General features: G+C 37.5%; 14 protein-coding genes. 9 read left to right on the plus strand and 5 right to left on the minus strand.

All coding sequences use genetic code 11. The features are described 5' to 3' along the window. Positions 1–43: 43 nt before the first annotated feature. A complete protein-coding gene (locus A6M14_RS10330; RefSeq protein WP_152874872.1) occupies positions 44–253 on the minus strand; it encodes a cold-shock protein in 210 nt (69 codons plus the stop codon). Between the two features lie 608 nt (positions 254–861). Between A6M14_RS10330 and A6M14_RS10335 the strand changes: the two genes are divergently transcribed. Continuing rightward, positions 862–1,197, plus strand: coding sequence for a hypothetical protein (locus A6M14_RS10335; RefSeq protein ID WP_152874873.1), 336 nt, complete (start codon positions 862–864; stop codon positions 1,195–1,197). A gap of 70 nt (positions 1,198–1,267) precedes the next feature. Here A6M14_RS10335 and lnt read toward each other — a convergent pair whose 3' ends face one another. Both lnt and A6M14_RS10345 read right to left on the minus strand, forming a co-directional pair. Next, complete coding sequence (gene lnt, locus A6M14_RS10340) at positions 1,268–2,827, minus strand: apolipoprotein N-acyltransferase (RefSeq protein ID WP_152874875.1); 1,560 nt, start codon at positions 2,825–2,827, stop codon at positions 1,268–1,270. Further along, entirely contained in the window at positions 2,824–3,663 is an 840-nt protein-coding gene (locus A6M14_RS10345; RefSeq protein WP_152874877.1) for an HlyC/CorC family transporter, read from the minus strand. Before A6M14_RS10345 ends, lnt begins: the two co-directional genes overlap by 4 nt. A 194-nt stretch (positions 3,664–3,857) precedes the next feature. Between A6M14_RS10345 and tusA the strand changes: the two genes are divergently transcribed. After that, complete coding sequence (tusA, locus tag A6M14_RS10350) at positions 3,858–4,115, plus strand: sulfurtransferase TusA (RefSeq protein ID WP_152874879.1); 258 nt, start codon at positions 3,858–3,860, stop codon at positions 4,113–4,115. A gap of 67 nt (positions 4,116–4,182) precedes the next feature. On the opposite strand, the gene A6M14_RS10355 is transcribed toward tusA, so the two are convergent. Further along, positions 4,183–5,895: an electron transfer flavoprotein-ubiquinone oxidoreductase gene (locus A6M14_RS10355; RefSeq protein WP_152874881.1), complete on the minus strand. Its 1,713-nt coding sequence runs from the start codon at positions 5,893–5,895 to the stop codon at positions 4,183–4,185. Positions 5,896–6,080: 185 nt separating this feature from the next. Between A6M14_RS10355 and A6M14_RS10360 the strand changes: the two genes are divergently transcribed. The 5 genes from A6M14_RS10360 (at position 6,081) to A6M14_RS10380 (ending at position 10,449) form a co-directional block, all read left to right on the plus strand. Beyond that, complete coding sequence (locus A6M14_RS10360; protein WP_152874882.1) at positions 6,081–6,692, plus strand: DUF1285 domain-containing protein; 612 nt, start codon at positions 6,081–6,083, stop codon at positions 6,690–6,692. A gap of 46 nt (positions 6,693–6,738) precedes the next feature. Continuing rightward, positions 6,739–7,602, plus strand: a complete 864-nt coding sequence (murI, locus tag A6M14_RS10365) for a glutamate racemase (RefSeq protein ID WP_152874884.1) — start codon at positions 6,739–6,741, stop codon at positions 7,600–7,602. A gap of 72 nt (positions 7,603–7,674) precedes the next feature. Continuing rightward, positions 7,675–8,703, plus strand: coding sequence for a DUF4062 domain-containing protein (locus A6M14_RS10370; protein ID WP_152874886.1), 1,029 nt, complete (start codon positions 7,675–7,677; stop codon positions 8,701–8,703). Positions 8,704–8,770: 67 nt separating this feature from the next. Next, positions 8,771–9,784: a ferrochelatase gene (gene hemH, locus A6M14_RS10375; protein ID WP_152874887.1), complete on the plus strand. Its 1,014-nt coding sequence runs from the start codon at positions 8,771–8,773 to the stop codon at positions 9,782–9,784. A 20-nt stretch (positions 9,785–9,804) separates the two neighbouring features. Beyond that, entirely contained in the window at positions 9,805–10,449 is a 645-nt protein-coding gene (locus tag A6M14_RS10380) for an MBL fold metallo-hydrolase (protein ID WP_152874888.1), read from the plus strand. A gap of 81 nt (positions 10,450–10,530) precedes the next feature. Here A6M14_RS10380 and A6M14_RS10385 read toward each other — a convergent pair whose 3' ends face one another. Further along, a complete protein-coding gene (locus tag A6M14_RS10385; RefSeq protein WP_152874889.1) occupies positions 10,531–10,716 on the minus strand; it encodes a DNA gyrase inhibitor YacG in 186 nt (61 codons plus the stop codon). An 86-nt stretch (positions 10,717–10,802) separates the two neighbouring features. On the opposite strand from A6M14_RS10385, the gene A6M14_RS10390 reads away from it, so the two are divergent. Then, positions 10,803–11,462 (plus strand): class I SAM-dependent methyltransferase, encoded by a 660-nt coding sequence (locus A6M14_RS10390; protein WP_171500276.1) that lies wholly within the window; start codon positions 10,803–10,805, stop codon positions 11,460–11,462. A 6-nt stretch (positions 11,463–11,468) separates the two neighbouring features. Next, positions 11,469–12,665, plus strand: a complete 1,197-nt coding sequence (locus tag A6M14_RS10395; protein WP_152874891.1) for a TIGR03862 family flavoprotein — start codon at positions 11,469–11,471, stop codon at positions 12,663–12,665. Positions 12,666–12,688 lie beyond the last annotated feature (23 nt).

Here is a 12,688-nt window from a genome sequence, read left to right on the forward strand (position 1 = left end):
AAAAAAAAAGCACTATAAAGTGCTTTTTTTTACATGCTGCTAATTAAAGAGCAACGATGTTTACAGCGTTCGGGCCTTTTTGACCTTGAGCGATGCTGAAAGAAACCTTTTGGCCTTCAGCTAAAGTTTTGAAACCTGAGCTAGCGATTTCGCTGAAATGAGCAAAAACGTCTGGACCTGATTCTTGTTGAATGAAACCAAAACCTTTAGTTTCGTTGAACCATTTTACTGTACCAGTAACTGTGTTAGACATAATAACATCCTACTTAAATTTGTTGACTTTTAGCCACTATTACATGGCTGATAAGAACTTTGAAAAATAATAAAGTTTAATATCTGAAAAAACGAAGGATTATGACTAAAACTGCGATACTTAAAGAAGGTTACTAAACAAGAATTTTTCTAGTTGAGTTAATAATATAGCAAATAAATAATTTATCAAGTTTTATCACGAGAAAAATATGTTTATTTCTTGTGTATGAAATGGTTGGTTGTATTTTGAGCGGGTATTCCAGTCACATGTAAATCAAAAAGAACATCTAAATTGGAAAAATAATATAAAAGTATGCTTTATATTAATTGAGAATAATTCTATATCTACTTTTAATGGAATATATCAATTTAGTTTATTGGATAATACAATTCCAGTCTAAATGATAATAAATATCAATATTTAATTATTATTTAAATTATTGAAATAATTAAATTTTAATAATAACTTCTATTTGATATTTATAATAAGAATTATTCCCATGTTTGTTAGCTACAATAATGTTTAAATATGGAGGAATATAGACTTTCTATTTATTTTAAAGCTTGCATAATGGCAACATAATCGTCAATTTGCTAAAGGAGAATGGTATGAAAGCATTAGTATTATCAGATGAAATCAATCAATTTCATTGGTCAGTGCTGAAGTCTGTTCTTTTGGTTCTAAGCATACTTCCATTGAGTCAAGGCATTTTACATATTTGGCAATCTACTGAAGGTAGTAGTCAAATTATGGTTGGTTTTTTTGCATTAAGCTTGTTTAGCTCATTGTTTATTTTGAGTTTTTGGTCTGCATTGCAAGCAACTGTTTTAAAATTAAAACAACAACAAATCACGGCATTTGAACAGCGGATTATTGGTTTATATCGTTATGTACCTATGCTTTCTTTGGTTGCGATGATGTCTTATTTAGTGACTCAGCTATAAAGAGAAAAAGAAAGTTAAAAAAAGCCGAGAATAAGTTATCGGCTTTTTTTTATGAGGGTTAAATTATAATTTAACGACGAGATTTAAATGACACATCTGCATGACGTGGTCGGAATTTTAATCCTAATAACAATAGAAGTAATGAGAAGATCAATACAGGCCAATCACTTAAGCGTGTATAAAGCGTTTCACCTTGCATTGCAGGGAGGTCACCACGTAATACCATTGATTGATCCATAGGTGCTCGCTTAACAATTTGACCCTTTTCATTAATAAAAGCAGTCACACCTGTATTGGTTGCACGTATAAACCAACGACCATTTTCTTTGGCGCGCATTTGTACCATTTGTAAATGTTGTTGTGGGCCCACAGTTCCTTTAAACCAAGCATCATTCGATACGGTAATTAAGAAATCACTGTTTTCTGCATTACGTCGGGTTAAATTTGGATAGGCAACTTCATAGCAAATTGCTGCGCCTAATTGATGGTTTTTAATCGATAGTGCATGTTGATTGTTTTCACCACGAGAAAAACCACTCATTGATGGATCATTTTGCATGGAAGGTAAAACCCAAGCCAATAAGCCAGACAATGGAATGTATTCACCAAAAGGAACTAAGCGTTGCTTTTTATATAGTCCTTCAGCTTGATTGCCCGAAGCCATAATACTGTTGTAGTACATGAGCTGGTTTTCTTGCTGAGATTGTTTGGGATCTATATAAATAATACCTGTAACCCAAGATGAATGAACACTTTTTGCCTGATTTGCCATGGCATTTAAAAAGGGCTGAATTTCAGTTTGGGGCATTGGAATAGAAGATTCAGGCCAAACAATTAAGTCGCGACCCCATTCTGTTTGCGTTAAATGGCTATAGATTTCTAAGGTTTTAACTTGATATTCTTCGAGCCATTTACGGTCTTGAGGAATATTGCCCTGCACCAAAGAAACAGATAATGGCTTTTCATTTTTTGGTGTTACAAATTGAATGTAAGATGCACCAAACGCACCTAGCAATAAAATAGCTGAAGGAATAATCCAAAAAACACGTTTTTGAATAATTTCAACTAAAGCACAAGCAAGAATAATGACAACAAAAGAAACACCAAAAATACCAAATAAAGGTGCGTAGCTATCTAAGAAGCGTTCGGTAAATGCATAACCGACAAAAAGCCAAGGAAAGCCTGTAAATACCCATGTTTTTGCCCATTCAAAGAATACCCAAAGTGGTGCAAATGTTAAGGGTGTTTCTGGAAAGAATCGACGGTACATCCATGTTTGAACGGCTGTAAAAAGCCCCATGACGATTGCCATAATCGCAATCATCAGTACGCTTAATACAGAATTGGTATCACCATACACATGGATAGAGGTATAAAGCCAAAATGCCCCAACAAACCACATACCAAAACCGTATGCCCAACCCAGAAACATTGCTTGTTTAGGATTACGTTGGCGTAAGGTTGCATAAAGTAGAGCAGGTGACAGAATTGCAAGCCACCAATAATGGTAAGGTGCTAAGGCAAAACTAAAAATACCACCTGCTAGTAAAGCAATCAGTAGAGGATAAATAAAGGGTAGTTCTTTTTGTTGTTCAGAAGCATTTAAAAATTTATTAAAATATGTCCTCATTTATGCTTAGCTCTTATGAGATGAATTGTACGTGAATCGGCTTCTAAAATAGTAAATTCCCAGTCTTCAATTTCGACAACTTGACCTTGGAGATCACTTACTAAGCCAATTTCTTGAAGTAATAAGCCACCTACTGTTTCAACTTCATCATCTGAGAATTCAGCACTTAGAACATCGTTGAAATGTTCAATGGGTGTTAATGCTTGAACAATCCATGTGTTTGCAGTTTTAGGGTCTTCATCGGGAATAATGTATTGCGCTTCCTCGTCAATTTTGTCGTGTTCATCTTCAATTTCACCGACAATTTCTTCAAGAATATCTTCTAAAGTCACCAAACCTGAAGTTGTGCCATATTCATCAATCACAATTGCAATGTGCGTTTGTGTATTCTTAAGCATGCGCAGAACTTGGTCTGAACGCGCGCTTTCAGGCACGAATATTGGCTGACGCATAAGTGCGCGAATATCCACTTTAGTATTTGGTTCTGTTAAAAATGGCAAAAGGTCTTTCGCCAATAAAATACCCACAACATTGTCGGGTTGGTCTGAAGAGAATACAGGAAAACGTGAGTGTGCTGACTCTACAAGTACATGTAAAATATCAAGTAATTCATCATCTTCTTGTAAGCTAATCATCGCTGTACGCGGAGTCATGACTTCGCGAACTTTTGTTGCGGGAAGGTCTAAAACACCTTCAAGCATTGCAACTGTATCGGGTTCTAAAAAACGACGTGAATCTAATACTAGTTTTAGTAGCTCATCGCGAGTTTCTGGTGCTGTTCCTAACCATTTGCGTAAGCCACGCATTCCCCACGATGGGCCTGATTCCTCGTGCATGATCTTTCCTGAAGACTCTTAAAATATAAAAATGTAATTTTATCATACCGAAGAAAATATAGATGTCTATCTATTAAATAGTTGCTTATTCGTATTTTATTCATCATGCATTTCAAATGTGCAACATCATTGCCTGAATAGTGAATTCGCTGTTTATGCTAGAATATGCAAAGTTTAAAAATTTGAGTTTTATGATGTCTGATTCATCTATTGAACCCAGTATTCAATTAAATACACGTGGTTTACGTTGTCCTGAACCTGTCATGATGTTGCATCAAGCTATTCGCAAGTCTAAATCAGGTGATGTTGTTGAAGTCTTCGCAACAGATAATTCTACTTCTTGGGATATCCCGAAATTCTGTATGCACTTAGGTCATGAGTTGCTTTTACAAGAAGAAAAGTTAGATGAAAATGGTAATAAAGAATTCCATTATTTAGTTCAGAAAGGCTAAACCTAATTGATAGTTATAAAAAATCCCTGCACTTGGCAGGGATTTTTCTCTTGCGTGATGATCCGAATTACATATTCGGATAGTTTGGACCACCGCCACCCTCAGGTGTTATCCAAGTAATGTTTTGTGATGGGTCTTTAATATCACACGTTTTACAGTGAACACAGTTTGCAGCATTAATTTGGAAACGCTTCGAACCGTCATTTTCTTCCATAATTTCATAAACACCAGCAGGGCAGTAGCGCTGAGCAGGCTCGTCCCATTTTGGTAAGTTTACATTTACAGGAATAGAAGCATCTGTCAGTTTTAAATGTGCAGGTTGGTTTTCTTCATGTACGGTATTCGATACAAATACTGAAGACAAACGGTCAAAGGTTAACTTACCATCTGGTTTTGGATAGTTTGGTTTAACGTTCGCAGCATCAACAGATTTTAGAGCACTAAAATCAGGCACTAAGTCATGTAGAGTAAAAGGTACTTTAAATACGTTTTGGTCGATGAAATTAAATGCACCGCCACCAAATGTACCAAACTTATGCATTGCAGGGCCAAAGTTACGAGCATTATAAAGCTCTTCTTTTAACCAACTGTTGTTGAACTTTTCTGTGTATGTAGTTAACTCTTTTACAAAGAAATCTTCGCCTTCAGTTACACGAGCAACTGAAAGATCACCACCTTTTTCAACACCGGCAGCAATCGCTTCAAATACTGCTTCGCCACATAACATGCCAGATTTCATAGCCGTATGTGAGCCTTTAATTTTGGCAAAGTTTAAGAAACCAGCATCATCACCAATTAAAGAACCACCAGGGAAGGTGAATTTCGGAAGCGAGTTAAAACCACCTTTAACCACTGCACGTGCGCCATAAGAAATACGCTTACCACCTTCAAGGAATTGTTTGATCAGTGGATGTGTTTTCCAACGTTGCATTTCCATGAATGGATACATGTGTGGATTTTGGTAAGAAAGATCAACAATCATACCCAAAGTCACTTGGTTGTTTTCTGCGTGGTATAACCACCAACCACCTGAAGAGCCCGTTTCGCTTAAAGGCCAACCTGCACCATGCATTACCGTACCTGCTTTATGTTTAGCAGGATCGATTTCCCAAAGTTCTTTAATACCAATACCGTAATGTTGCGGATCGACATTTTTATCTAGGTTGTATTTGGCAATAAGGCGTTTGCCTAAATGACCACGGCAACCTTCTGCAAAAATGGTGTATTTCGCATGAAGTTCATAACCAGGGGCAAAGTTATGCGTAGGTTCGCCATCTTTACCAATACCCATATCACCTGTTTGAATACCTTTAACAGTACCATCTTCGTGATAAAGAATTTCTGAAGCTGCAAAACCAGGGAAAATAGAAACTTCTAACTCTTCTGCTTTTGTACCTAACCAACGAACAACGTTACCTAATGAAATGACATAGTTACCATCATTGTGCATGGTTTTTGGAACCATCCAATGTGGTGCTAATTGAGATTTTTCAGGAGATGTTAAGAAGTATGTTTCATCTGTAGTTACAGGAACATTTAATGGCGCACCTTCTTCTTTCCAATTTGGAAATAATTCATTGATTGCACGTGGTTCTAACACAGCACCAGAAAGAATATGCGCACCAACTTCGGAGCCCTTTTCTACGACACAAACGGAAAGATCATTTAGGTTGTTTTCAATTGCAAGTTGACGAATTTTAATCGCTGCAGAAAGACCAGCTGGTCCTGCGCCTACGATTACTACGTCAAACTCCATCGATTCACGTTCGATGTGTTCCATGTCGGACTCCTCATTAGTAGCGAAGGTGGCATCCGTAATTTTTCAATTCGGTGCTGCCATGAGTATTCTGTTCCCAGACACAAATAAATATCGTGTCTTTTATAATGTGGGCTAGTATAGTTTTAATCCGTGATCTAGCCAATTGGCTGAATCATATTATTTTTCCGTCAGTAAGGCATTCATTAATGGTTAATCAAAATAATTTACCAAATCCGACGAAAAAACGAGATATTGCCGATAATAAGAACTTAATGGGTATTGCACAATACTTAAAAGATGGACAGTCCGGTCACAAAAGGTCAATCCTACCTTTGGAGCAATGGCACCCAAAGCATTGTGGCACAATGAATCTACAGATTAAAGCGAACGGTGAATGGTGGCACGAAGGTCAATTGATCAAACGACAACCGCTCATTGATTTGTTTTCTACAGTACTTTGGAAAGAAGATGAAAAATTTTATTTAAAAACGCCTGTAGAGCAAATAGAAATAGAGGTTGAAGATGAACCGTTATTTGTCAATCAAGTCGATTTGGTTGAAATAGAAAACAAAACATATATTCAGCTTCAAACTACAACGCAAGATCTAATTATTGTAGATGAAGAACATCCTATTTTTATGCGTGAATATAAAGGTGAGTTGCGTCCTTATGTACATGTTCGCTTTGGAATAAATGCATTAATTCAAAGATCAGCTTTTTTTCATTTGGTCGAAATGGGCGAGTTGCAAGAAAATGAGCAAGGTGAAACTTATTTATTGCTGAAAAGTGGTGATTTTCACTTGCAATTAGGCACCTGAGGTTTAAGCTTTAACCATCTTATTTCGTGCTTTTGAATTTAAAGATATGTCTGCTATTCAACCTATTTGTCCTTTGAATGAACCGATGCCTAAGGCTAAGCCGAATGCACCTATCGGGATTTTTGACTCAGGTGTAGGGGGCTTATCTATTGCCATAGAAATCGCACGATATTTGCCAAATGAACATATTGTTTATTATGCAGATACAGCCAATGTACCTTATGGTCCACGAGATGATCAGAACATTCGTGAACTGACAGCACATGCTATTGAATGGTTATATCGACAAGGTTGCAAAGTTGCAGTTGTCGCTTGTAATACAGCATCTGCATTTAGCCTAGATTATTTACGTGAACATTATGGCGAGAACTTTCCAATTGTTGGTTTAGTTCCTGCACTTAAACCTGCGGTGCTTCAAACAACAACAAAAACCGTTGCTGTATTGGCAACACCTGCGACTTTTCGTGGAAAACTTATTAAAGATGTTATTAAGCGTTTTGCAATTCCTGCTGAAGTTTCGGTACTTCCAATTACCTGCTTAGATTTAGTGCCATTTGTTGAAGCGGGAGAACAAATGAGCGAAGCTTGTTTGACAACCCTACAAAAAATATTGAAACCTGCTGTCGATCAAAATGCAGATTACTTGGTTTTAGGTTGTACACACTATCCATTTTTAAAACCTGCAATTCAGCATATTTTTGGCGAAAAATTAAAGCCGATTGATTCAGGGCAGGCTGTGGCGAGACAAACCTCCCGCATTTTGATTAAAAATGAGTTATTATTTGAACAGCGGTTAAATTTAAATTTTCGTATTTCATGTTTTGTCAGTGGAAATAATGCATCTGCATTAAAATCAGTTTTACAACATCTTATTCCAAATGATTTAACGTGGAAGATAAAAAATCTTTAGAATTCAATGTTTAAACGTGAAATTTTGCTACGTTTAGTGAATTTAAAATACATAATATAGAAAGGAAACCCAATGCTAGATAAGCGTTATCAGGTTTTTATCTCTACTTCTGGAAGTGAAATGCAACCAGAACGAATTGTGTTGTCCCAAACTTTAGTAGGCATGGGTTTTTTCTCTTGGGGACTAGAACAACGTACACCTTTAAGTACGACTTTTGCACGCCGTCAAATTGATGATTGTGATTATGTGGTGATTATTTTAGGTAGCCAATATGGGCAACAATCTGTATCTGGCGTGGGATACATGCATCTTGAATATATTTATGCAGTGACCAAACAAAAACCAATTATTGCCTTTGTGCATGAAGACCCAGATTCACGTGATGAATCTTTGCATGATGAAAAACCTGAATTACGTGAGAAATTTAAAGAATTCAGAAAACTTATTATGCAAGAAGTCGATCAGGTTTTTACTTATCTAACAATGCGAAATTTAGAGCTTGCTGTTCGTTTGAACATGTCTCAAATTCTTGAGCGCTATCCTGTATTAGGATGGGTTCGACCGCAAAACACACAGGTTTTGAATGATGAAATTGAAGCACTCAAAGCTAAAATTGTGCAATTAGAAACAACTGCGGGTACACGAGAAGCCGATCCATTTTTGAATATTCAAAAAGTGTCTATGCATGAAGATTTTGCTTTTGAATATCGGATGCATGCCTATCAAGATGGTAATTTCAAAGAATTGAAAGTATTAAGGCATATGACTTGGGCGCAGTTATTAAGTGTTTTAGGTGCAGCATTTATTCATCCTACACCTGAAGATTTTTTCTCTAAGTGTATGAATGAATATTTAAATGCAACAGGCTTGGAAGATGCTCGCGACGAAATGCCTCGTGTGCATGCGGTGGCTCGTGCGCAAATCAATATTAGAGCTTTGCATACCATTAAAATGCAAATGCGTGAAAATGATTGGATTGTGCCATCGGGTCGAGATGATCGTCAGCGTATGTTGTGGAAAGTTTCGCCAAAAGCAAAACGCTTGTTGGAAAGTAACTTGTTAGATAGTAATCGGACTTTACAATTTATATCTCAGAATTAATCAATATCAAGAATGTCTAGAAAGCTGTTAAAGTAAGCCTGTCCAATCTTATTAAAAAGAAGGCTTGATGATGACTGCTGAAAAACCAAAAGTTACGATTATACTTGCCAACTTAGGTACGCCAGATGCGCCTACAGTTCCTGCGGTTCGTCGATTTCTCAAGCAGTTTTTGTCCGATCAACGTGTTATTGAAATTCCAAAACCAATTTGGCAAATCATTTTAAACTTATTTGTTTTGCCATTTCGTCCAAAGCGTGTTGCACATGCTTATGATATGGTTTGGAACACAGATTCACCAATGCGTGAAATTCTATTGCAACAAGTTGAAGGTGTGAAAAAAACGCTGACTGCGCAATACCCTGAATTTGATTTAAATATTGTACCTGCTATGACCTATGGTAATCCGGGTATTGCATCTGTTCTAGAAAATTTAAGTAAAAATCCACAAGATCACATTATTCTTTTCCCATTATTTCCTCAATATTCGGCAACATCGACAGCACCACTTTTTGATGCTTTTGCAAAATGGATTCCGAAACAGCGTAACTTGCCGGGTATTTCGTTTATTCGTGATTATTATCAGCATCCACTTTATATTCAATCTCTGGCGCAAAGCGTGCGTGATTATCAAAATAAACACGGTAAAGCTGAAAAGTTATTGATGTCATTTCACGGTATTCCTCAACCTTATGCAGACAAAGGCGACCCTTATGCAGACCGTTGTCGTTTGACTGCAAAATTGGTTGCAGAAAGTCTAGGTCTTGCTGAAAACGAATGGGCAATAAGTTTCCAATCACGTTTTGGAAAGCAAGAGTGGGTAAAACCCTATACCGATGCTTTACTTGAAGATTGGGGTAAGCAAGGTGTGAAATCTGTTCAAATTATGAGCCCTGCATTTTCGGCAGATTGTTTGGAAACGCTTGAAGAACTTGCCATTCAAAATGAAGAAGTGTTTAAGAATGCAGGTGGCGAAAGCTATGCTTATATTCCTGCATTGAACTCGCGTGATGATCATTTAGAATTGCTCAATCACTTGCTTCAAGCTAATCTTGATGCATTAAAGCAAATATTAGCCCACTAAATACCTGAGGTTTTCGCCATATGTTGCAAGTCAAAATTGTGCCTGTCACGGCATTCCAACAAAATTGTTCAATTGTTTGGGATTCTGAAACCAAAGAAGCTGTTTTGATTGATGCAGGTGGCGATGCCGAAAAACTCAAAGCTGAAGTTGAAGAACTTGGTTTAACGGTAAAAGCATTGTGGTTAACGCATGGGCATTTAGATCATGCAGGGGCGGTAGGTACGTTGAAAAAAGTGTGGTCGGTTCCTGTAATTGGTCCACATAAAGAAGATGCTTTTTGGTTAGATCAAATTCAAGAAGTTTCCGCACGTTATGGTTTTCCAATTCCTGAAAAAGTTGAAGTCGATCAGTGGTTAGATGGTTCAGAAATTTTAAAATTGGGCGATGAAGAATTTGAGGTGCGTTTTGCACCTGGTCATACGCCAGGACATGTCATGTTCTATAACCAAAACTATAGTTTGTTGTGGACGGGCGATGTGCTATTTAAGGGTTCAATTGGTCGTACAGATTTTCCACGTGGAAACCATCAACAATTGTTAGATTCAATTCAACGTGAATGTTTTAGCTTGCCTGATGACACTCAATTTATTTCAGGTCATGGACCTTTAAGTACGATTGGTTTTGAAAAGCAACATAATCCATTTGTAGCAAGTAAAGCGGGTTAATCTTTATTGAATTTTATTTGAAAATCTACGTCATAAAAAGGTCTGAATATTCAGACCTTTTTCTTTTCAAATATTTAAATCTTAATATTGATCTTCTTCACTGCCACCATCTGCTTGTGGTGCATCTTGAGTAGGAAGTTTATAACCTTCATTTGCCCAAGCCCCAAAGTCAATGAGTTTGCATCTTTCAGAACAAAAAGGGCGATATTCATTACCTTCCCAAGTGGTCAATTCGCCACAACGCGAGCAGTTTAAAGTTGTCGGCATTTAAAAACTCCAAATGAAAACGGATGATTCAATTAGTCAAAAGCAATTGCACTTGTTAGACTTGTGCAGATTTTTATTAGTTTGATCTGATTATGCCAATTCGTCAATTTCAAGCACAGCGTATGCATGCTCCCCGAGATTTCCAAGCCATTTCGAATGAACCTATTTGCGTAGAAATTGGTGCGGGTAAAGGAAAGTACGCACTACTTTTTAGTGGACAAAACCCAAATAAGAAATTAATAGCGGTTGAACGTACACGTGAAAAGTTTTTGGCTATGCAAAAACAACATGGCATTGAAGGTCAAAGCAATTTTCAGCCTGTTCATGCAGATGCATTACCTTGGGTGGTTCATGCATTATTTCCTGCGCAAATTGAGCAATTTTTTATTTTGTACCCAAACCCAGAACCGCATAATCCTGCACAGCGTTGGTTAAATATGCCGTTCTTCGAGTTTTTAGTTTCTCGTTTGCAGGTGGGTGGCACCATTACTTTAGCGAGTAATATCCCTGAATATATTGAAGAAGCTCAAAAGCAATTGATTGATGTATGGAAGCTTCCTTTTGTAAAAGAAGTGATTCCTGCAACATCGGCACGTACGCATTTTGAAATTAAATATTTAGAACGTGGTGAATTGTGTCAGCAACTGATTATTACGAAGCCTGAAAATTACACCACCCGTTTTGATGATTTTCAGCCATTACAAGGTGTGAATCATACAAATACGACCGAAGTGAAAGCGGACTAAGTTTTCATGAAAAAGCGCATTGCAATTATTGGTGCAGGCCCTGCGGGACTTATGGCTGCTGAAGTATTGAGTCAGTATGACTACGACATTCATGTCTATGAGCAAAAACCATCTGCGGCTCGTAAGTTTTTAATGGCGGGCAAAACGGGGCTGAATATTTCACATGCAGAAGATGTCGATGTTTTTGTACAACGATACGATCAAGTGGAATGGTTAAGCCCTTGGGTGAAACAGTGGGATGCGACGTGGATTCAGTCTTGGATGAAAAGTCTTGGTATTGAATCTTATATTGGGACATCAGGACGTGTTTTTCCTATTGAAATGAAAGCTGCACCTTTACTTCGTGCGTGGTTAAAGCGCCTGATGGAAGATGGAGTTAAGTTTCACTATAGACACCAAGTTTTAGACATAAATGATGCAAATCTAAGTGTTCAGAATTTAGTGTCTGAACAAATTTTAGAAGAAAGATTTGATGCGATTGTTTTAGCGTGTGGCGCAGTGTCTTGGTCAAAGCTCGGCAGTGATGGTGCATGGCAAAAATGGTTGAATACTTCTGAAATAGAAACATTTCAAGCGAGTAATGCAGGCGTGGAAATTGCATGGTCTAAGTTCATGCAACCTGTATTTGGCGAGCCTTTGAAGCGTGTAGAAGCTTGGGTGAGCAATGGTGAAAAATCGAGTGGTGATATTGTTATTAGCCATTATGGTTTAGAAAGTGGCTTGGTCTATAAGCAAGGTCGCGCTTTGCGTGAGCAAGTGAAAGGTGGTCAATCTATGGCATTAACTTTAGATTTATTGCCCGATCAAAGTATTGAACAACTTACCCAAAAATTACAACCAAGTAAAAAACAATCTTTAAGCAATATTTGGCGAAAAGCAGGTTTAGATACAGCAAAAGCGAATTTAGTACGTGAGCTTGTGGCTAAAAGCCTTTGGACAGATGCACATGCATTGGCGCAACAAGTGAAAAATTTAACGATTCCTTTAACAGGTTTTCGACCGATTGAAGAAGCGATTAGCTGTGCAGGCGGTGTGAAGAAAGAAGCATTGACTGAACACTTGCAGCTTAAATCAAATCCTGCATTATTTTTATGTGGTGAAATGCTCGATTGGGATGCACCGACAGGTGGTTATTTGCTGACTGCGTGTTTTGCAACAGGTCGGGCAGCAGGGCATGGCGTGCATCAGTATTTAAGTGAATAAGGTAACCTGAGTTCGATATAAAA

It is taken from the genome of Acinetobacter portensis (assembly GCF_009372215.1).
Lineage (GTDB): Bacteria > Pseudomonadota > Gammaproteobacteria > Pseudomonadales > Moraxellaceae > Acinetobacter > Acinetobacter portensis.